The organism is Bradyrhizobium sp. ISRA430, from assembly GCF_029909975.1.
Classification (GTDB): Bacteria; Pseudomonadota; Alphaproteobacteria; order Rhizobiales; family Xanthobacteraceae; genus Bradyrhizobium.
This window is the reverse complement of record NZ_CP094516.1, coordinates 7,413,009-7,433,707: the sequence shown is the minus strand read 5'-3', so window position 1 is coordinate 7,433,707 and position 20,699 is coordinate 7,413,009. Positions and strand designations below refer to the sequence as shown.

19 protein-coding genes are annotated in these 20,699 nt (G+C 58.1%); 5 read left to right on the top strand and 14 right to left on the bottom strand.

Features of this window, described 5'->3' with window-relative positions; translation table 11 throughout:
* Nucleotides 1-305: 305 nt before the first annotated feature.
* Nucleotides 306-1,235, bottom strand: a complete 930-nt coding sequence (locus tag MTX21_RS34985; protein ID WP_280969015.1) for an AraC family transcriptional regulator — start codon at nt 1,233-1,235, stop codon at nt 306-308.
* Nucleotides 1,236-1,353: 118 nt separating this feature from the next.
* Here MTX21_RS34985 and MTX21_RS34980 point away from each other — a divergent pair, with 118 nt between their 5' ends.
* Nucleotides 1,354-2,325, top strand: a complete 972-nt coding sequence (locus tag MTX21_RS34980) for an SDR family NAD(P)-dependent oxidoreductase (protein WP_280969014.1) — start codon at nt 1,354-1,356, stop codon at nt 2,323-2,325.
* Nucleotides 2,326-2,702: 377 nt separating this feature from the next.
* Here MTX21_RS34980 and MTX21_RS34975 read toward each other — a convergent pair whose 3' ends face one another.
* The 13 genes from MTX21_RS34975 to MTX21_RS34915 all read right to left on the bottom strand — a co-directional run bounded on the left by MTX21_RS34975 (nt 2,703) and on the right by MTX21_RS34915 (nt 15,731).
* Nucleotides 2,703-3,110 (bottom strand): carboxymuconolactone decarboxylase family protein, encoded by a 408-nt coding sequence (locus tag MTX21_RS34975; protein WP_280969013.1) that lies wholly within the window; start codon nt 3,108-3,110, stop codon nt 2,703-2,705.
* Between the two features lie 434 nt (nt 3,111-3,544).
* The gene (nifA, locus tag MTX21_RS34970; RefSeq protein WP_280969012.1) at nt 3,545-5,359 is read right to left on the bottom strand and encodes a nif-specific transcriptional activator NifA; all 1,815 of its coding nucleotides are present in this window, start codon (nt 5,357-5,359) and stop codon (nt 3,545-3,547) included.
* Nucleotides 5,360-5,534: 175 nt separating this feature from the next.
* Complete coding sequence (locus MTX21_RS34965; protein ID WP_280969011.1) at nt 5,535-6,371, bottom strand: SDR family oxidoreductase; 837 nt, start codon at nt 6,369-6,371, stop codon at nt 5,535-5,537.
* Nucleotides 6,372-7,022: 651 nt separating this feature from the next.
* On the bottom strand, nt 7,023-7,211 hold the full coding sequence (locus tag MTX21_RS34960; RefSeq protein WP_280969010.1) for a hypothetical protein: 189 nt from the start codon (nt 7,209-7,211) through the stop codon (nt 7,023-7,025).
* Entirely contained in the window at nt 7,208-8,317 is a 1,110-nt protein-coding gene (locus tag MTX21_RS34955) for a nodulation protein NodZ (protein ID WP_280969009.1), read from the bottom strand. Before MTX21_RS34955 ends, MTX21_RS34960 begins: the two co-directional genes overlap by 4 nt.
* Nucleotides 8,318-8,590: 273 nt before the next feature.
* Nucleotides 8,591-9,379 carry an ABC transporter permease gene (locus MTX21_RS34950; protein ID WP_280969008.1) on the bottom strand — a complete coding sequence of 263 codons (789 nt, stop codon included), beginning with the start codon at nt 9,377-9,379 and terminating at the stop codon, nt 8,591-8,593.
* Between the two features lie 3 nt (nt 9,380-9,382).
* Nucleotides 9,383-10,303, bottom strand: coding sequence for a nodulation factor ABC transporter ATP-binding protein NodI (nodI, locus tag MTX21_RS34945; protein WP_280969007.1), 921 nt, complete (start codon nt 10,301-10,303; stop codon nt 9,383-9,385).
* 1 nt (nt 10,304) lies between these two features.
* The gene (gene nodU, locus MTX21_RS34940) at nt 10,305-12,014 is read right to left on the bottom strand and encodes a nodulation protein NodU (RefSeq protein ID WP_280969006.1); all 1,710 of its coding nucleotides are present in this window, start codon (nt 12,012-12,014) and stop codon (nt 10,305-10,307) included.
* 13 nt (nt 12,015-12,027) lie between these two features.
* Entirely contained in the window at nt 12,028-12,657 is a 630-nt protein-coding gene (nodS, locus tag MTX21_RS34935) for a nodulation methyltransferase NodS (protein WP_280969005.1), read from the bottom strand.
* Between the two features lie 11 nt (nt 12,658-12,668).
* A complete protein-coding gene (gene nodC, locus MTX21_RS34930) occupies nt 12,669-14,045 on the bottom strand; it encodes a chitooligosaccharide synthase NodC (RefSeq protein ID WP_280969004.1) in 1,377 nt (458 codons plus the stop codon).
* Between the two features lie 16 nt (nt 14,046-14,061).
* Nucleotides 14,062-14,673 carry a chitooligosaccharide deacetylase NodB gene (gene nodB / locus MTX21_RS34925; protein ID WP_280970894.1) on the bottom strand — a complete coding sequence of 204 codons (612 nt, stop codon included), beginning with the start codon at nt 14,671-14,673 and terminating at the stop codon, nt 14,062-14,064.
* Nucleotides 14,674-14,717: 44 nt separating this feature from the next.
* Nucleotides 14,718-15,350 carry a NodA family N-acyltransferase gene (locus MTX21_RS34920; RefSeq protein WP_280969003.1) on the bottom strand — a complete coding sequence of 211 codons (633 nt, stop codon included), beginning with the start codon at nt 15,348-15,350 and terminating at the stop codon, nt 14,718-14,720.
* A 54-nt stretch (nt 15,351-15,404) separates the two neighbouring features.
* Nucleotides 15,405-15,731 (bottom strand): hypothetical protein, encoded by a 327-nt coding sequence (locus tag MTX21_RS34915; RefSeq protein WP_280969002.1) that lies wholly within the window; start codon nt 15,729-15,731, stop codon nt 15,405-15,407.
* Nucleotides 15,732-16,185: 454 nt separating this feature from the next.
* On the opposite strand from MTX21_RS34915, the gene nodD1 reads away from it, so the two are divergent.
* From nodD1 to MTX21_RS34895, 4 genes are all read left to right on the top strand, one after another.
* On the top strand, nt 16,186-17,130 hold the full coding sequence (gene nodD1, locus MTX21_RS34910) for a transcriptional regulator NodD1 (protein ID WP_280969001.1): 945 nt from the start codon (nt 16,186-16,188) through the stop codon (nt 17,128-17,130).
* 641 nt (nt 17,131-17,771) lie between these two features.
* Nucleotides 17,772-18,752 (top strand): transcriptional regulator NodD2, encoded by a 981-nt coding sequence (gene nodD2, locus MTX21_RS34905; RefSeq protein WP_280969000.1) that lies wholly within the window; start codon nt 17,772-17,774, stop codon nt 18,750-18,752.
* A 644-nt stretch (nt 18,753-19,396) separates the two neighbouring features.
* On the top strand, nt 19,397-19,606 hold the full coding sequence (locus tag MTX21_RS34900; RefSeq protein WP_280968999.1) for a hypothetical protein: 210 nt from the start codon (nt 19,397-19,399) through the stop codon (nt 19,604-19,606).
* 121 nt (nt 19,607-19,727) lie between these two features.
* The gene (locus MTX21_RS34895; protein WP_280968998.1) at nt 19,728-20,441 is read left to right on the top strand and encodes a MerR family transcriptional regulator; all 714 of its coding nucleotides are present in this window, start codon (nt 19,728-19,730) and stop codon (nt 20,439-20,441) included.
* Nucleotides 20,442-20,699 lie beyond the last annotated feature (258 nt).

Genomic DNA, 20,699 nt, shown 5'->3' with positions numbered 1-20,699 from the left:
GCGCCTCGTATAGCCGCACTGCCTTCCCGCTCACCCCTAACTGGCGAGCAGCTTCGGCAGAGCGGAGATAAGATCACAAGTCCGCCAAAGCGCGTCCTTCCTCGAATGATTCGTTCTATCAAGGCCTTCCCAAGGGCCGGTGCAAGAGGTAACCGCCAGGAGGCCGATCGCGTCCCCCGATTGCCGCTGCTTTTCTGATCAAAATCGTGCAATAACCCCATAGTTTAACAACAGGTCTTGAGCGAAAACGAAGGCTTCTCTCACACGAGATCACACTCGTGACTGTAGACAACCACCACCACGGACTAGGCGCCACTTGTTGTCGCAAGCGTTCGGCGCTGATACTCTCGGGGTGAACAAGCCATCATTCTTTTGAAGGCGGTGCTGAAAGCGCTCTCAGATTCATATCCAAGCGAATACGCGATCACCGCGACATTTTCATTCGAGCTACGAAGCCGATTGCTGGCGACAAGCATTCGCCAGCGGGTAAGGTATTCGATCGGCGACGTGCCGACGAGTTGCCGAAATTTCTGCGCGAAGGTCGACCGCGACATGCCCGTCAGATGACAGAGTTGTTCCAGGGTCCAATTACGTGCTGGATCAGAATGCATGGCATTCATAGCCGCACCTATCTTCGGATGTGACAGGGCAAAAAACCATCCGACACCGACGCTCGTCGGCGACGCCAAGTAGAGTCGCAATACCTGCACCAGCATGATGTGCGCAAGATGCTCCGCTACGAGTATGCCGCCCGGCTGTCGACTGCGCACTTCCGACGCCAACAAATCGAGCGACCAGCGCAGCACCGATGCCTGATTAGAGGCTTCCCTCACCTTAACGATCGGGGGCAGTGCACCGAATAACACGTTGGCGTAATCATCTGAGAAAGCGAAGCGCCCCCCGACGAGGAAGAATTCGCCACCTCCATTACACGTCGCAATGCCGTTTTCAGCGGCTTTGTAGATCGGGCGCGAGTCAACCGGATCGAGGGATGGATCGGCTGTGAGATAAAACGACCGTCCTCGTGTTAGCAGAAAGCAATCACCATGTTCGAGGTGAATGATTTCGTTGTGGCCGTCCACGGAGACCCAGCATGATCCGCGCACGACAGCATTGAACTTGATGCCTTCGTGCGATGGGAAGCTCAGCGACCAGTTACCGCCCGCATCAAGGCCGGCGGAAACGTAGGTGCGTGGTCTCAGCAGGGAGAGGATGGCGGAAAGAGAGTCAAACATACGATCCGGACGATCACGAAAGAAGATCGGATTTTAGCGCATGGAGTGCACGATTTCCATGCGGTAGTCGTTCCCGCTACGCGGATCGTCCGCCAACTATGTGCTCGCGAGGATTGAGATGTCTTACAAACAGGCCCCCCTCGGTTCAGGTTTTGGACCACGGACAACCACTAGGGACGTACTTGAGGATAATGACTTGACGGGAAAAGTTGCCATCGTGACCGGTGGTCACTCCGGCCTTGGCTTGGAGACAACGCGCGCGCTCGTGGCAGCCGGCGCTCACGTTCTTGTCGGCGCCCGGCGACCTGCGGCTGCCCGAGATGCGTTGGCCGACCTCCCAACCATCGAGATCGACGAACTGGATCTTTCAGATCTAGATAGCGTCCGGCGTTTTGCGAAGCGCTTTGTCAATTCGCGTCGACACGCCGACATTGTGATCAACAATGCCGGCGTAATGGCATGCCCCGAAACTCGCGTTGGCCCGGGTTGGGAAGCCCAGTTCGCGACTAATCATCTAGGTCACTACGCGCTGGTGAACGGACTATGGCCGGCGATTACCGGCGGCGCAGGTGCACGGGTTGTTGCGGTATCCTCTGCCGGTCATCACATTTCGGGTATTCGTTGGGATGACGTGCAGTTCGCTAACGGTTACGACAAGTGGCAAGCTTATGGACAGGCTAAAACCGCAAACGCGCTCTTCGCGCTGCATCTTGATGCGCTTGGTAAGAGCGAAGGTGTACGCGCGTTCTCATTGGATCCAGGTAAGATCTTCACGCCCCTGCAACGACATCTGACGAAGGAAGAGATGGTCGCTCGCGGATGGATCGACACGAACGGTAATCCTGCTGATCCGACGTTTAAGACGCCGCAACAAGGAGCGGCAACTCAGGTATGGGCCGCGACGTCTCCGCAACTGAAGGACCTGGGTGGCCTATACTGTCAGAATTGCGATGTCGCTCCTCCAGCCGAGGGAGATAAAGCCACTTTCGAAGGTGTGCGCAGCTACGCGAGCGATCCGGACCAAGCCGCCCGCCTCTGGGCGCTCTCGGCCGAACTCACCGGCATTAATGCGTTCGGCGACAACGGATAAGGCGCTTTCGCGGACCGTCTCTTATCTCCCTATATCTATCCTCGTATCGATACCGACGGAGCGGCTTGGCGTCGAACCAAGCCGACCGCTCTTAGAGGTCGTACGCCGTCGCGTCGCGCAAAGAAAATAGAATCCGAACGGCGCTCAAAGCGCCTATGTGGCGGCCGATGTGCCAATGGTCTTCGTGCCACACTCAACGCTATTGTCTCTCACCGAGAGCTTAGGTCTCCGGCGCGTCGCACGCCGGAAATATGCCGAGACTTCTAATGTTGGCTCGCCTCGTCAACAGCTTCGCACGGCGCACCCCGTCGCAAACTTCCAGACGGCGCTTGCAAACGGAGTGGCAAAGCAAGTCGAAGCGGTAGGCGCGCCCCCTCCTATTTGGTTGTATCAGATGCCTCCTTCAATTCTTCTATGGCTTCGTGCGCCGATCTGAACGCCTCGGCGCCGGCGGGAATACCGCAGTAGACGGTCGCATGGAGAAGGATCTCCATTATCTCTTCCTTGCTCACACCGTTTCTCACAGCGCCGCGGACATGCGACTTCAGTTCCGTGGGGCGGCCCAAGGCCGTCAGAATCGCCAAGTTCAGCATCGAACGCGTCCGTCGATCCAGACCGTCGCGCGCCCACACGGCCCCCCAACACCACTCCGTGGCCATCCGCTGAAACGCCATCATGAACGCGTCCGATCTAGCGAGAGATCGGTCGACTTCGTATGCACCAATCACTGCACGTCGGACCTCAAGTCCGCGTTCGAATAGTGTCGTACTCGATCGATCGCTCATGTACGATTCCTTTCTGACGTCAGATCATCTGTTGGAGGTCGGTTATCGCGTGAAGCGCCCCCGATCATTCGCGAGCACTCCACACCTGGTGGACGACGGTGATGTGGCCTTTCATCGCGAAGTTCGAGACTATCAGCCTCGAAGTTGAACCGGTCCGTTCTGCAGCGAGGATTGCAAGGCCGCTTCAAGCACACGGACGACCGGATGCACCTCCGCCGCGGACGCCAGCGGCGTCCGACCTTCGAGAACCGCCGACGCGAATTCACGGTACTGCCGATCGAACGACTCGTCCCGCAAGCGGGCGCGGTGATTTCGCTCGGGGCCAAGTCGCCCCCGAGGGCGGATCCATTCCCTTCAGATTGCGATGAGATTGCCTATCGGAGATCGTCCTCGTACAGCTATTCGGCAGTAGCAGTTCCGACCGATGTCGTCGTTCAGAACCGCTTTATCTCGATTCCATATTTCCTCAGCGCGTAGCCAATCTGGCGCGGCGTTAGTCCGAGCAGGCGCGCTGCTTTTGCCTGCACCCAGCCAGATTTTTCCATGGCCGCAATGACACGTTCGCGATCGGCCATCTTCGCGCCACTAACGAGAACGGTGCCGGGAGGCCCCAGTGAGGCCAGTTCGCCGCCGACAGGCTGGGTCGCTTCAGCTAGCGGAATGATGGACTTTGCGGGCACCGGTGGCATGGGTGCGGGCTGGTCTGGCCTCTCGTCCGACGAGCTTTTCCACAGCATCGCGGAAAGGCACTGGCCGTGGCAGCATGCAAAGTCACTTCTCACGATCGATGATCCGGCGCACAGCGTCGCTGTCCGCTCGATGCAGTTTTCGAGTTCGCGGACATTTCCCGGAAAGCCGCAGTTCATCAGTACATCCATCGCACTCGCCTCCAACGTCAGAGTACGGTCGTTCTCGTTATTGAAATTTCTGAGGAACTCCCTGGCAAGCAGCGGAATATCACTGCGTCTTTCGCGCAGCGGCGGCAACAGTAAGGGAACTACGCTGATGCGATAGTAAAGGTCCGCGCGGAACTCGCTCCTTGCGACGGCCTCTTCAAGGTTCTTGTTGGTCGCAGCTATCACTCGAACATCGACCTTAATAGTCTGGTTGCTGCCGACGCGCTCAAACTCCTGCTCTTGCAGAACGCGCAGCAACTTCGCTTGGAACGGAGCTGAGATCTCGCCGATCTCGTCAAGAAACAGCGTTCCTTTGTCAGCAAGTTCGAAGCGCCCCTTGCGCGAGCTGAACGCACCGGTAAAGGCGCCTTTCTCATGACCGAACAATTCGGATTCCAGGACGGTCTCAGGAAGCGCCGCGCAATTCAGCTTAACGAACGGGCGCCTGGCGCGGGACGATGATTCGTGAATGGCCTTGGCTACGAGTTCCTTTCCGGTACCGGATTCGCCACGCAGCAGAACCGTGCTGTTCGATCTGGCTACAACCGCAATCTTCTCGAGCAGCCCGCGCAGCGCCGGACTGTCGCCAATGATCCCATGGACGTGTAGCTTCTTGCGCTCCCGAGCGGGTTGCCTCAGCTCTAGTACTTGCTTTTGTAGCCGGTCTTTCTCCGCCATCAGTCGTTCGCGATCGCAGGCGAACAGGCGATGTAACTTCACTGTTTGTCCCACCAGGTTGGCGATCATGGCGAGCAGTCGCGCATCGTAGTCGAGCCGGAGACTCGACCTATCGTCCCGGATACGGTCGACCGTCAGCGTACCCACGACCTTCGGATCAATGCGAATCGGAACCCCGATGAACGACACTGGCATATCATCAGAGGCGCCGAGCACTTCCCGGTCGGCAGCGCTGAATACCGGCTCCGCGGCCACGTTCTCGGCGACAAGAGGCCTGTCCGTCGCGATGATCTCGTCGATTGCCTTCCGCGGCAGTCGCATCCGGTAACGTTCGTCGCTGCCTTCGCTCCAGCCGGCGCCCACTGTAATGTCCGGCATGCCGTCGTCGTCGAACAGTGAGACGATGCCGTGTCGCATCTGCACAAACGATTGCAGAAGACCAACAACGTTGGCCAACGTGACTTCGAGCCGACAAGGAGCGGTGAGTATTTTCGATATTTCGAAGATGCCGGTCAGCGCGCTCTCACGCAACGGCTCCCCCGAGAGCTTACCCTCCGGCTCAGGTTGCGAGGCAGGTCTTTCGAGTGAGGAAGGGATATCCAGCATGAGGCGGTCTCCGTTGTCTTGATCATCCTCCCTGGTGCCTTGTCCTGGTTGGCGAGCTTCGTTTTGCATGTCACTCTCGATCTAACGCCAAGTGTTGACGAGATGACATAGAACCGTAACACCTTTTCATGGCACGACGGTAAACTTACGGTGTGCCTTCATTTCATTTTTGCGGATTGCGTGCGCGTCGTCAGCGGAGAACATAAGTACCGCTGCTGCAGCTCAAGTCAGCTGGCCGGCCGATTCACAGATGTTGCCCACCATTGATCGGCACCTCGGCCCCCGTGACATAGCTCGCCGCATCCGAGCACAGGAAGAAGATGACCTTGGCCACTTCATCCGGGGTTCCCACTCTGCGAAGCGGGATACTTGGCACGAGACGCGCTTCTGTGTCGGGCGATAACATGTCCGTCCTGATTTCGCCGGGCGCGATCGCATTCACGCGAATGCCATGCGGCGCATAATCGTGGGCCATTTCGCGTGTGAGGCTCGCAAGCGCAGCTTTCGACGTCGCATAGGCACTGCCGGCAAACGGGTGCACCCGCGAGCCCGCAATCGAAGTCACATTCACGATCGATCCTGACGCGGCTCTTAGCTCGTCAAACAAACCCTGCGCCAGCAGGATCGGGGCCACCAGGTTGAGATGGAACACCCTCATCCAGGTCTCGATTGACGTCGTCAACGACGTCAATCGATCGCCCGCGGGCGTTTTCGGTGAGACACCGGCATTATTCACTAGCGCGTGCAAAGGTGCACCGGCCAAGCGTTTCTTGACCTCAGTGATCGCGCGCGGCAGCATTCGATGATTGCTGAGGTCGATCTGGACATGATCTTCGTTCCCTGCCTCCCAGGGGCATCGCTCGCCGTCGAACGGTTGACGCGCGCAAGAAATGATGCGCCAGCCCGCCTGCGAGAACAGCTTGGCGGTAGCATGCCCAATTCCGCGCGATGCTCCGGTGAGCAACATCGCCTTCTGTTCTCCGCGATGAACACGGGGTTTATCGGCCTGAAAGGGGCAACCCAAATGTGTTTCGGGCACCGGGCCTTTGATCAGATCGTCATTTGGCAGATCCAGACCCACGCCCGCCTCCTCTCCTGCTGCGCGCCGCACGCGTAGCAGGATTTGGGCCACTGCGATGCATGTAAATCCGCTTCCGTTTTGCGTCCTAATGTCGCGCACGCGGAATGCTTGGCGGGTTCAAGACGCGGTGCGTGTGCTTTGTGACAGCGATGGTGCATCAGCTACGTAATGTCGCGAGCACACTCGCCTGCGTCAACACAAGGCTACGAGCCGCGCTCTCTTTCCTGATCGCACAACCGGAAAAGCCAAAAGATGGCCAGCGCCTCTCGCCGAGGCAACGATCGATCAGGATAGCGGCCGTGGCCAGTAGCCGCCTCAACTGAAAAGCTGACGTTACCAGCTTTGTACGTTAGTTTCGTCGGCGACTGATGCTGACTTCATGGCGCCCTGCTCTGCTGTGTCCAGCACTGGCACATCGCCGGGCAGATTGATTCCGGACCACGACCTGGCGTACTGACTCTTTCCTCAAAATAGTGGATCTCGAGAGCGCCCGTCCGCACCAGCGAGTGCCGACCGCCAAGACTCGCCGGCTGAACGGAGACCCTTTCGATATATTCATCCGCGATCGACCACCGATTAGCTTCGACTTGCGGATCCGCCCCGGGGCGACGACGTAGACGTGTTCCACCTCTTTAACGCGGCGGCGGCAAGTTAAGGGTCATTGTTGTCGACGTCGAACTTCAGCGGAATATATTCGGCTGCCGCGTCGGTCTGTTCTCCGGTGGAAGTTCCCGGCAGAGCATCACTTTGGGCAGACAATTGCCGCCCCGAAAAGATCTGCCAATACTGCTGGATGCAAAAAGCGGCAATCAGATCGATCAGGCGGGCTATGGCTTTCATGAAGTCACGAGCTCTTGCGAGGTTTGTTCAATCACGATCAAGCGGCTCGGATCGTTCAAATCGAATTCTATAACGCGTGGGGCAAAGAGACGCGCATAGCGCGTGAAGGCGCTCGTCGGGGGAAAACGGATCACGGTGTCGCAGCGCGCAAGGAGATACATGTCGATGAGGGCGGAAAAGCCGCCCTCGGCTCCGAGCGCGGCGTTGTGCAATGGGCCGGTCTGAGGTGCCTGGAACCTTTTTGGGATCGTGAAAACATCAGGAAATATAGTCGAAACCTTCTCAAGGACGAGCGCGCTGTCCGTGCACAGGAAAGCCCTCACGGGTTTTGCGTGGGGTAACCCCCTAGCCTTATCAATGGCATTACAGACCTGTCGCAAGGCGCGCTCCGGGTCAGCCCAGTAGGGAGCATGCCCCATAATGTCCTCGCCGTTGCCATGCCGGACATGGATGCCGATTACGCTGCACGATTCAAAGTGCTCGCGGTAGATAGCATCAATCCGAGCCTGAATTTCAGGTCGTGGCTTGATGCTCCGAAAGATTTCTCGTTCGGCCTCCTGATCGCAGCGCCACATCAGGCAAGCGTCACACACAACCGTGTTAGCGTCACTATCTTTCTGACTTTGGAATAGTTGGTCGAGTTCGTCGCGTTCCCGGAAAATCTGCTCGTCCGGGCGATAGACGCAATCGATGGAAGGCTTGTTCCACCATGCGGGGAAGAATGGTCCCGGAAATGAACACTGATTGATCTCGTCGTCGCAAATCACCCGCACGCCAGCAATGCCTTGAACCGGTTTGAAGAAGACTGGAAAGGCATTGGTGAATGGCTCATCGAGATAACAAGATCCCCGCCAATCAATGGCTAGCGTCCGTCCTGTCTGCTTTGCAAAACGCCAGGCTGCCGCCAGTGACCACAAGCAATCGCCGAACCCCGTACGTCGTCGGGAAACTACAAACCGGTCATTCCTCGAACCGCTAGCCATCTGCATTGCCTCTTCCCGGGCTCCTGTTTGGACAAGAGACGTCATTGCAGACATCTCACTCATCTCGTCCGACGCCATGGCCTGAAATCGCGGTGCCGGCGAGCTGCGTCGGTAGAACTTCATAGCAGCGCTATCCCTGGTGAGCCGCGTTCTTTCAACAGTTTGCGTATTTTCTTCAGCGGTGTTGCGTCGACGTGCCCGATTTCAGTCGGATGCCAGATGCCACCCTGTGCGTCGGATGGCCTGGCTCCCTTACATGCAGCCGATAGCAGCGAACGTACGATAGCCCTCAAGCCATGCAGCTGCTGCTCTGGCGGGTTGAGTAGCCTCGAGCTATCGCAAAAGAGCATCGTGAGAAGGCATCAATTCACTTTGGCGTTTTGGCGGAATTTCATGTCAACGCAGCAGGCGGCGGCGAAACAGGACCGTCGACACGAAGAAGGGCAACACCGCGTACAAGCAAAGCGCACCGACATGCAGCACAGCGTCGCCGGCGCCGCGCTCAAGCATCACCGGGCGAATGAGGTCGACCGAATGTGCGAGCGGCAACAAGCCGGCGAAGTGCTGAAATGAGCTGGGCAGTTGGCTTGCCGGAAAGACCGCGCCACACAGAAACACCATGGGCGTAAGAATGAGCGACTGGTAAAACACGAAGTAATCGTAAGTTGGCGCAAGAGCTATGACGACCATTGCCAGGCTGGCGAAGACAAGGCCAGTAAGGGCGACTGTTGGTATCGCACAGAAAATGGACGTCCAGGATGCATAACCCAGCGTGGCAGCGACAATCCCGATTGCTGTCCCGGCCAGAACGGACTTACTAGCCGCCCACACCAGTTCACCTAGAACGATATCGCCAAGCGTGAGCTGTGTGAACAGGATTGCCTCCCAGGTGCGCTTGGCATCCATGCGAGCAAAGGCCGCATATAGGGTTTCAAAGGTCGCGGATGTCATGGCGCTGATCGCGACCATACCCGCCGCCAGAAAAGCGATGTACGAAGTCCCCTCAACCCGTCCCACGATGAGTCCGAGGCCAAAGCCGAGACCAAACAGATTGGTTATCGGATCTGCGAGATTGCCGAGAAGCGATGCAAGCGCGACTTTCCTCCATGCCAGAAAATTTCGACGCCATACCGCGATCCAGTTGTATGCGTTAGCGGGCATAACCGCCGCATAAGCTTCACCCATCGCTCATTTCTCCATCTCGCGCCCGGTCAACCGCAAAAACACGTCCTCGAGATTGGGCGGGCGCTGCAGGACGCGAAGGTCCGCTCGCCCCCGCAGGTGCACGCGGACCTGCTCCGGGTATGGCGCATAGCAAAAAAGCGTTTCTCCACTCACTTCGATGTGCCCCGCATAAGGCCTGATCAGCTCACGGAGCTGAAGTGGATCACCGCCATAGATTTCGATCACGTTGCAGCCGATATGCTCGTCGATCAAGGCGTCGGGCTTGCCTTCGGCGATCTTGCATCCACTCTCAAGCACGCACAGCCGGTCGCATAGGCGTTCGGCCTCTTCCATGAAGTGAGTGGTCAAGAGGATCGTCTTGCCACGCGCAAGCAGAACTCGCAGGCGTTCCCAAATCAGGTGGCGTGCATGCGGATCCAGACCAGTTGTAGGCTCGTCCATCACGAGTAGATGTGGATCATTAATCAGGGCACGCGCGAGTGTCAGCCGCCTCTTCATGCCACCGGACAACTCGGAGACGCGCACGTCCGCCTTGCTTTCGAGGCGCGCAAACTCGAGCAGCGATGGCGCGACCGCCTCGATCTTGCGAGCGCTCATGCCGAAATAGCGGCCAAACACAAGCAGATTCTCTCGCACGGTGAACTCGAGTTCAAGGTTATCGAACTGCGGCACCACGCCGATGCGCACACGCGCCACACGAGAGCGGGCAGGCACAGGCTCATTGAGGACCGTAATCTTGCCTGCGTCCGGCGAAATCATGCCGAGGAGCATACGCACAATCGTGCTCTTGCCAGCTCCATTTGGCCCAAGCAGGCCGAAGCATTCTCCGCGCGCAACCGAGAACGACAGTTCATTGACGATGACCTTGTCGCCAAATGACTTTTTCACGCCGGCAAGGTCGATCGCTACCGTGGACATGTTCATCTTAGGCTGACAGAAGTCGTTCCGCAGACGATGGCTTCTTGACGACCGTTTTGGTCCAGAGCAGGCCGTCGCACCACACATGCTCGACACGCCCCCATTGGCAGGCCGCGGCAGCATCCGGGAAGAATCCCCGTCCGTGCAGGTTGGCGCTCGTGTTGCAGAGCAGCGGAATCCCCGTGAGTTGCTCAAATTCGACGAGAAGCGCGGCGACTTTGTGCGGAGAGTTGCGGGAGATTGTCTGCAGCCGCGCCGAGCCGTCAAGATGGACGACAGCGGGGACCTTGTCGCGCCATTCCGCCCGGGTCTGGTGATCGAACAGCATGTAAGGATCTGGCGTACCTGGGCTAAAGATCTCTGGCGCCCTATCCTCCAGACAGATCGGCGCCACCGGCCGGAAGTGCTCGCGACGCTTGATGTCGTTGAGATGATCCTTCATTGCCGGGGAGGTCGGCGCTGCAAGAATGCTTCTGCCGCCCAAAGCCCGCGGCCCAAGCTCGGCGCGCCCGGAAAGGAAGATGACCGGCTTGTCCTCGGCGAGAATCGCCGCAAGTTCACGCAGACTGCACGGCGCCGCCTCCCAATCCGGCGGAAGCTCGCTGTCCTGCAGGGCCGGACCACTGTAGACTGACCATTCCAATGGCCCGAAGCCATTTTGCGCCGCCATCGCGCCGCAAGCAGCGCCGATTGCCGAGCCACTGTCATTCGGAAACGGCGGCACCCAAACATCGTCGAACAATCCCGTCGCACGAAGCGCGCTGTTCCACTTGATATTGAGACCGCAACCTCCGGCGATACATAGATTTCGCGCTCCCGGAAGCGACGAGTGTCGCAGCAGAACCATCGCCATTTCCTTGACAAGAAGACCTTCCACGAACACATGAAACGACGCAAGGACGTCCTCCGCTCGCTTGCCCGTCAGGCGCAATGCGCTTGCCTCGAAGAAGTCGTGCATAGCTGCAAGAGACGATTCCGCATTGTTGATGTCCGCGCGGTAGCGACGAGCCTGCTCCGTGTCAGCGGCGAAGCGCTTTTCATAGAGCTCCTGAAACACTGCCACGATGCTTTCGTCGACAGAGCCAAGCGCGATGTAAGCCATCAGCTTGCCGGCGATGCCCAAATCCCAACTGGAGCAGTTCGGCTGCCTGTAAGGGCCGAAGTGAAGGCCCGCGGCAGCATAGGCATGGCCGATCATCGGAAACAGCGATGCAATGAGCCGTGCCCCCCGAGGTTCGACATAGTAAAGACGTGGAAAGATGCAGCCGTCCCATACCAGACAGAACGCGGGTTTTCCCGCGCTGGAAAAGGGACTGGTGCTATATGCTGACGCGACGTGGCCCGTGACGTGCGGGTAGCTCTTATATGGAAACACCTTGCCTCCGAGGATCAGGCCAAAGCCGTCGACGGAATCAAGAAGGCCCTCAGCATGGCGCTCGACATATGGCGCCCCTTTCAGCGCGATCGGCACAGCTCCACTTAGGACCTGGAACTGCGACTCAATCTCCCCATCCCAGCCGTCGATGACGAACTGATCGATATCCCGCGGATCCAGGCCATGCTCCGCCAAGGCGAGCACGACTGCATCGAGATTCTCGACGGCTTGATAGCGTGGACCGTTGCCGCACTTCTCTTGCTCGGTGCAAAAGACAAGCCGCCCGTCCTCCACGACAGCGATTGCCCCGTCATGTGTTAACTTGATGCCGCAGATGCGCATACGACCCCCTGGTCTAGTGACCGACGTTTGATTGTTCTGACGAGTGACCCGGCTTCCGGAACCGGACGATCAAGCAGTCTTCGTTGACCGACTCGGTGTGGCAGTGCAGACGCTCGACCTCCGATAGGCTCTCGTTGAAGAGAGCGATCACCGTTTCGGCACCCGCAGCATGACCCCATCGTTGACATGTGGCATCACGTGCGGACCCGAAAATCAGAGCTCCATTTGGCGCAAGCATACTCACCAGGTTGCGGATAGCCGCATGCATCTCGACAATGTCGTTGAGGTAGTAGAGAACCTCGGCCACGACGATCAAATCGAACTGCTCAGTGGTCGAGAACCGCTGAATGTCGCAGTTTACCCACGTGATATGTGACCACTTCCGGGTCCGTAGTCGCGCTCGCTCGATCGCCTGCGGCATGACATCGACCACGGTGAGTCGTTCGCATAGCGGCGCCAGCATGTCCGTGAACGCACCGGCTGCACATCCCACTTCGAGGGCATACGCGACATCTCCATTGCAACGCGACATCCGGAGCATTTGCGCGTATCGCTCCTGCTCGAAAGAACTACTGTCGAGGCGCCATGGATCGTCGACAGCCAACTCTCGCTCTAATAGCTGATGGTTTGCGTCCAGGATCATGAGCCAATCACCTACTTGCAGGCAGTCGAACGATCGCGACCGCAAACACTCTTCGTTGCCGTCAGGCTCGATGGACGGTGCGAAAACCCCGCCTTACGAATTGTTCCAGACATTCCCCATTTACTTGCAGCACTTCGTCCAGTGTTCGGATGCAGGATGACAGACTGTTTTTCCCCTTCGGCCGGCACATTGGCGACCTTGCGCGATAGCCAATCGCTGTTGCTCAATGTACAAAGCGCATAGGCCTTCAAAGGAAGTAAGAGAAAGATATTGATCGGTGTGTGGAGCGAGAAGCCGAGAAACCGCAGTTCGCGAGCACGAAGGGCTGCCACACTGCACCGGACCATTGTCATTGCTGCAATCGTCAATCCCGTCCACCAGGGCACAGAGCCGACGATTAGGAGCTGTGCGAGCGCAGCCAGTGATGAAAGGGCGAGAAGCAACGGGCCGAGATTTTGCCCGATAACGTCTAGCGTCAGATAGCCATCGAGCTCTGGCAGCAGGCGTAATGCAAGGAACGTGTCCCGGAAGGTACTGCGGGCCCAGCGGAGTTGCTGACGTAGATATGGCCCGAGGCTGTCCGGGACGACCGTTGCTGCGATCGCGTCCGAGACGTATTCGGTGCGAAATCCCGCCTTGAGCATGAGGATCGTTAGATGGCGATCCTCGCCGAAATCGCTCGGCTTCCCACGAAAGAATTGCGCTTCGTATTGATCAAGAAGCAAGGCGAGCGCGGAGCGACGATACATGGCACATGGGCCGCAGCAGCACATGACGGCACCGAAACGCGCCTGCGCCGCGCGCTCTTCGTTGCACGCCAACCAGTATTCCATATCGATCAGCCTGGTCAGCCAGGTTTGGCTGCGATTGCTCGCTATCAACTGACCCATGGCCGCACCGATTTGCGGGTCATGCATCTTCGATACCAGCTTCGTGACAACGTCAGCGGCAAGTATCGTATCCGAGTCGACGTTGAGCACCAGGTCCCCGGATGAGCTGCGTATTGCAGCGATCTGCGCCTTGCGTTTTCCAACGTTGTTTGCCAGCAAGATGATGCTGAACCTCGGATCGTTCGCATAGATTTTGTGTACAGGCGCGACAAGGTCGCGATTTGCAGATCCGTCGTCGACCACATAGACCTGTAGCTTTCCGGTGTAGTCTTGACTCGCAAGCGACTCCAGACATTCGGCGAGCGTGATTGGATCCTCGTTGAAGCATGGCACGATGACGTCTACACTGGGAAGGACCGCCTCCGATCGTCCCAGGTTGTCCTGCAGCGACGAGTTAATCGCCGGCTGGGCATAAAGCGCTTGCGCGCTCTTGTAGATCGTCGAGAGCAGCGCATAAGACGAAACAGCGACAGCACTGGTTGTAGCGAGCAGGTCCATAGGGTGTCAGTTTTTTTCAGTGAAGTTGAGGGAGTGGACGGATTACAAACCCGCGCCGTTGTAGTGCCGGGATCAGATGTGACAGCGCCTTCGTGGTCTGATCACGCAGCGTGGCATCAGTGCACGGTCGCTCCTCATCAGGAGGATATCCGTCGTGCAGGAGCACAATTGCACCCGGGCGAACGCTCGCCAGTACTGAATTCACAATTCTATCAACCCCGGGGCGGGACCAATCTCTCGGATCGACCGACCAGTGCACAGCTGTGAGACCAGAGCTCGCTGACACAGCGAGCACCTCTTGTGTCCACTTGCCGTAAGGTGCTCGCATGTGCCTGGGTGAGGCCTGCGGGCACGCCGAACGGATCGCCTCGCTCGCCATCAGCACTTCATCGCGTACCTCCGCTGGTCCGCATCTGGATAGATCCGGATGCGTCATCGTGTGGTTCGCAACCTCGTGCCCTTCCGCGACCATTCGTCGAATGAGTTCAGGTTGTTCGGTCGCGTACGTGCCGATCACGAAGAACGTCGCCGGAATCCGATGTTGCGCCAGCACATCGAGCACCTCTGGCGTGCAAAATGGATTTGGCCCATCATCAAAGGTCAAATAGACGGGGCGACTTCCGCTCACGTCAGCGTAGTCGCAACGGACAGCAGATAAGGTGAAAGGCTCTTTCACAACTCAGGCCCGTTCCGATCGATGATCGTCCCGGCCGGCCACTCGCTTATCGCGCGTCCAACCGGGAAAACCACCACGATCACGTCTTCGATGCGGATCGGCGACAAATTGGGATAGACATCCGGATGCGTGGAGCGGACGCGAATGCCAGACATAAGGGTGGCGAGCCCCCGCCTTTCGACCAGTCGGGTCATATGCTTCTCAAGCGCAGGCCGAACCGTACCAAAGCCGAATGGCACCCCAAGCTCATGCAGTATCGGATACGTCACGCGCATTGCGTGGCTGATTCCCAGCCCTTCGAGATCCGGGCGCACCGCATACAAGCCCAGTTCGGCAACGAGTAGATCGACCCCACCAATCTTGATGAAGCGGCGTAGTAGCCCGACATGAGCAGCTACCCCGCGCGCGTCGTAGCCGATAATGCGGACCTCAGGCCTCGCCCCGGCCCAACTTCGGTTGCGCTCAAATGGCTGCGCATTGAACGCACCGGTCGGCCCGTAACTCTTGCGGAAGAAATCGGCGAGTTCGGCATGATCGGTGAGCTGCAATTCGCTTTCCCAGCGACGTCTCCACTGCACTTGAGCGCGTGCAGAAGGAGCTTCCGCGGCCCCGGATACGGCAATGTTCATGGCGGGTTTCCTTGCGCCGGTGGAATCAAGAGCGGAGATGGTCACGTGAACTCGCTAGTCACCGAAGCGCTGATCATCACTGAAATGCGCTGCCATGCCTTGGAGTTCGGCACCCCGCGCCCACAGCGCCCCGTTCGCCTTCGCTTGCGACGAAGCGATCGCATGGTTCGCGCTCGTCATCCGGCCAATGCCCTGCGCGAGATATCCTGGAAGAAGCCGACGAGGTGATCGGACCAGCCAGAACCTGTCTGCACCACGGAGCTTTTCCGCCTCGTCTAGCATCGCTGTCGACGTTTTGAGGTCTGAGGGCTGGCCTTCGATGCGCGGGGCCTCATCGATGGCGCACCGGAGTGGCATCAGATCAAACTGGTTTTTATGCATCTTCGACGCGCCCTGAATGCGGTGGACAGGCGAGTCATTTGGGAGAGAGCCGCCTGAATTACTTGGCATCCGCAATCTGCGCCTGCCGCTATTTCGGAACACTAGAATGCAGCTGAACGCGCTCTCAAGTGTACGCGGGTAAACCTCCAATATGGAAACGGATGGAGCACGCATACCAAGGTTTATGGAGATCTGCCTGGCATCTCGATCGAGCGAGCTTCGCACCGAGAAGAAGCGACGCGGCTCACACGGCGCGCCCATGGCCGGCCTCGAAACGCATGCGGCGACTGCTCGCACGTCCAGGCGTTTTTCTCTGAGCCCGCGTGAACGAGCGGCAGCCATCGTGGTATGCCTGATTAGTTTTCCAAACTGATGTTTGCTATCCAACATCCCGCAATTTGGTAAAATCGATTGTTCAGATGGAACACATCCACAGGATGGATAGACTCACAACATGCGGTTCAAGGGACTTGATCTAAACCTTCTCGTTGCGCTCGATGCTCTGATGACGGAGCGCAACCTCACAGCGGCGGCGCGCAAAATTCACCTGAGCCAGCCCGCTATGAGCGCTGCGATCGCGCGGCTGCGCACCTATTTCCGCGATGAACTATTTACCATGAGGGGTCGCGAGCTCGTCCCGACACCTGGCGCGGAGACGCTTGCAGGTCCGGTTCGCGAGGCCCTGCTGCACATCCAACTCTCGATCATATCGCGGGACGCGTTCGACCCGACTCAGTCGAGCCGACGCTTCAGGTTCATTCTCTCCGATTTCATGACGATCGTCTTTTTTCGCAAAATTGTGGACCGTATTGCACAGGAAGCTCCCGCGGTGCGCTTCGAATTGCTGCCATTTTCCGATGAGCCCGATGAGCTGCTCCGCCGGGGCGAGGTCGACTTTCTCATTCTGCCGGAACTGTTCATGTCGAGCGCGCACCCTAAGGCGACGCTGTTCGACGAGACCCTCGTATGCGTGGGATGCCGCGCGAACAAGCAGCTATCGCGGCAGCTTACGTTCGAGAAATACATTTCGATGGGGCACGTTACGGCCAAGTTCGGACGGGCGCTCAGACCAAACCTCGAAGAATGGTATCTGCTTGAGCACGGCGTCAAGAGACGCATTGAGATCGTTGTGCAGGGCTTTAGCCTGATTCCGCCCATATTGTTAGACACAGGCCGCATTGGCACAATGCCCTTACGACTCGCCAGACACTTCGAAAAGCGGATGCCACTGCGGATCGTCGAACCACCGCTCCCCCTGCCCACATTCACCGAGGCTGTGCAGTGGCCTGCGTTCCACAATACCGACCCGGCGAGTATTTGGATGCGGCGGATATTGCTGGAGGAAGCATCCAACATGGCATCTGGGCATCAGGAGCCTCCAACTCGCAGGCGCTGCTAGTCTCACCATAAGCCGCTCTCGGCACGTTCCAAAAACGCTAACAATCCTTCGACGTGCTCGGCCGCTTTCGTCACTTCAACGTCTCTGGGGCGAAGCTGCCAGAGACGGCGATCGGTTGCGAAGACTTGCCGAGTGGTGAGCGTGGTGACCTCGCAGGTGAGGTTTGATGCGCTTGAACTGCAAACAGGCGACGCCCGGCACTATCGCGGCAGAACACGCCTCCTCCAGTACGATAATGTTTGGCTTGCCCGATAAAATCGCTTGAACCACACACTGCGTCAGGTTGTAGGTTGGCCGCCGTGACTAACGCTGCGCTACGCCGCCGTCGCCTGGGCGCTTTGGCGAACTCACGGCGCTGGCCGAACACTGGGTTGATCTGCCATTAACCAACTGACCGGGTCCTGTTGCGTGGCTCGCCGGAAGCGGCGAGACCGATCAGCTTCGGGACTCCTGACGGTTTCCGGCCGCTGCTGGTCGGCCTACCGCCTTGCTCTCCATTGTTGCGGTCATTGCACGAGCGTCTTTTCGCGATCGCACGATGGAAACGATGTCCATTCGGGCGAGCCAATAGGACCTCTCCAGACGCAGCCGTCACTGCTCGTTATATGCGTCGCAATTGCGTTCGTGCCGGATAAGAAGACATGCGTTTCAAAGGCCTGGATCTAAATCTTCTCGTCGCTCTGGATGCTCTGATGACTGAGCGCAACCTCAGCGCAGCGGCACGCAAGATTAACCTCAGTCAGCCGGCCATGAGCGCAGCCGTTGCCCGGCTGCGCTCCTATTTCCGTGATGAGCTGTTTGGGATGAGGGGCCGGGAACTTGTCCCGACCTCACGCGCGGAAGGACTCGCAGCTCCAGTGCGCGAGGCTCTAACGCAGATTGAGCTCTCAATTATTGCGCGGGACGTGTTCGACCCAGCTCGATCGAACCGGCGATTCAGGATCGGCCTTTCTGATTTTATAACCGTCGTATTCTTTCGAAATGTCGTGGAGCGCGTCGCGCGAGAAGCGCCCTCCGTTAGCTTCGAACTGGTGGCGCTCACCGATGAGCACGATGAGCTTCTCCGCCGCGGCGAACTCGATTTTGTTATCTTGCCGGAATTATTCATGTCCAGCGCGCACCCCAGGGCGGCCCTATTCGAGGAGAGACTCGTCTGCGTAGGTTGCTGCACGAACAGCCAACTACTACGGCGGCTTACATTTGATCGGTATATGTCGATGGGCCACGTGGCGGTTAAGCTCGGAGGTTCGCGCAAGACGCCGGTCGAGGAATCCTTTCTACTCGATCTCGGTCTCAATCGGCGCATCGACATTCTCGTGCAGAGCTTCAGCATGATCCCGCCACTGCTGGTAGGCACGAACCGCATAGGGACGATGCCATTAGGGCTCGTAAAGCATTTCCAAGGAACGATGCCTCTTCGGATTGCCGAGCTTCCGCAGCCATTCCCCGCCTTCACTGAGGCGGTCCAATGGCCTGTGCTTCACAATAGCGACCCGGAAAGCCTGTGGATGCGAGAGATATTGTTGCAGGAGGCTACCCGCATGGCAGCTGGACAAGAGCCCTCCATCATCTGCACTTCGGAACGAGCGGATGCTGCCGGAGATTTCGCACGATCCGTCTAACAGATAGAATGTGCGCTCCCCTCCTCGACATCACTCGGATCGATCAACGCCTTGCCAGGCCAGCCGTTGTCGTAAGGACGTTCGCAAGATCTGCGAACCTCATATCCCAACGAATGTCTCAACGCACAAAATTTAGGCTCGCCTCACTGGAATTCATGGTCGCTCTATAAAGATCGCCGCAGCGGACGGCTATCACGACGACGTTGTGTAGGTCTTCCGCACGTTGGCATGAGGCTCCACGTGCGAGCGGCGGCTCGGACTGTTGGCCTGGTTTTAGAGACAGGGACGTACGTTGCACCAGGCCGCCGGGCGCACCTGCCTCGATACAGCAGGATCGGCGCTGGGATGTCGTCGTCAACTCTCCGAATCAGTAGTGGCTCCCGATGAGCGGAGATGCTTCGGCTTCTTAGGAGTCGTACCACCACGCACAGTGAGCGTGGTGGTCATCGATCATGCACATGACCACGATCTCTTGCGCTGTCGAAGCAAGCATCGCGCACGCGTGTTGCCCTGTCGCATCACCCGGGAGTACATCGCATCTTCGTCGCTCCGCGCCGCGGGTCTGACTTCTTTTGGCCCTATCGCAGCCAAACGTCTTGACGACGTGCGCTGCCATGACGCAATGACAAACAAGGAGCTGAACGTTGGAGCAATGCAGCGGCGTGTTCGATCCGGAAGAGCTTTCCGTCCTGGGAAGCCTTTATGATAGTGCGGTCACCGCGCTACCCCCATCGATGCAAAATCCGGAAAATCGCACAGCAATCGCCAAACTCATCCTGGAGCGTACAGCGGCTGGCGAGGCTCAACTGGCATGCCTGACGAACTTGTTGATCACCATTTCTCCTCAGGGTTGATCCCCCGCCATTCTGAGGATAGTCACCACTCTCGCGCTGGAATGGAAGACGATCCGGCTAGAGCTTTGAAATAGCTTGAATCACACGTGACGTCAGGTTGTAGGCTTTGAAATTGAACAACATGAGCAAAGCTACACCACGAAGGCGTCGATGGCGCATTGGCGAACTTGCAGAGGCGACCGGAGTAACGGTACGCACGCTGCACCATTATGAACACACCGGGCTCCTAGCAGCTTCAGAGCGTACTGACGGCGGCCACCGGATGTACGACCGCGAAAGCGTGCAACGGGTTCACCAGATTCGGGCGCTACGTGAGCTTGGCTTTTCCCTTGTCGAGATCCGTAAAGCTATGGAGGGCACGACCTCACTCACCGACCTTCTGCGCAAACATCTAGAGCGGATAGAACTTCAAGTCGCTCGAGCGACTCTGTTGCGAGATCGTTTGCGCAACATGACCATCGACAGTGAGATCCAGGTAAGTGTGGATGAGCTGCCTGCCACCCTAAATGCCATGTCGCGGGTCGAGACGCGTAGTCAGACGTCCCGATGCACCTGCAAGTTAGCTGCAGATCGCGAGGAGCGGTGGCGGCGGATCCGCGACGACCTGCGTGATTGTATGGATCGGGGCGAGCATCCTTGCGGCGAGCGGGCGAAGGCTGTCGCAGTTGCAGCACGCTTGCTGATCAGCGAAATCGCCGGCGCCGATTCACGCGTTTCGATGATCCTGAAGGTACTTGCCCGATTAAGCGCCCCCCGTAGTCTGGCTGGTTGGGATCCCTGCCTCATGCAATATCTCGATCTCGCCCTTGGCGGGTTGGAGGATCAGCCGTACTGACGTCCTCATGACCGGCTCCGCACGGCATTGCCGATCGGCCCTGGCAATCTGAAAACACAATGACGCTTGGTTGATCGGCGACTCTGATGCGGGCCGACAGTTTTATGGACTCAAACGGACAGTCGTCATGACCTCGCCGATCGGCGCTGCCTGACGCATTGATCGAGGCTCCCTTCAAAAGGGGCTTGAACCGCACGTAACGTCAAATTGTAGGTTCTACCGTGGTCGCAATCTGGCCGACATAACGCAAGCTTCGCT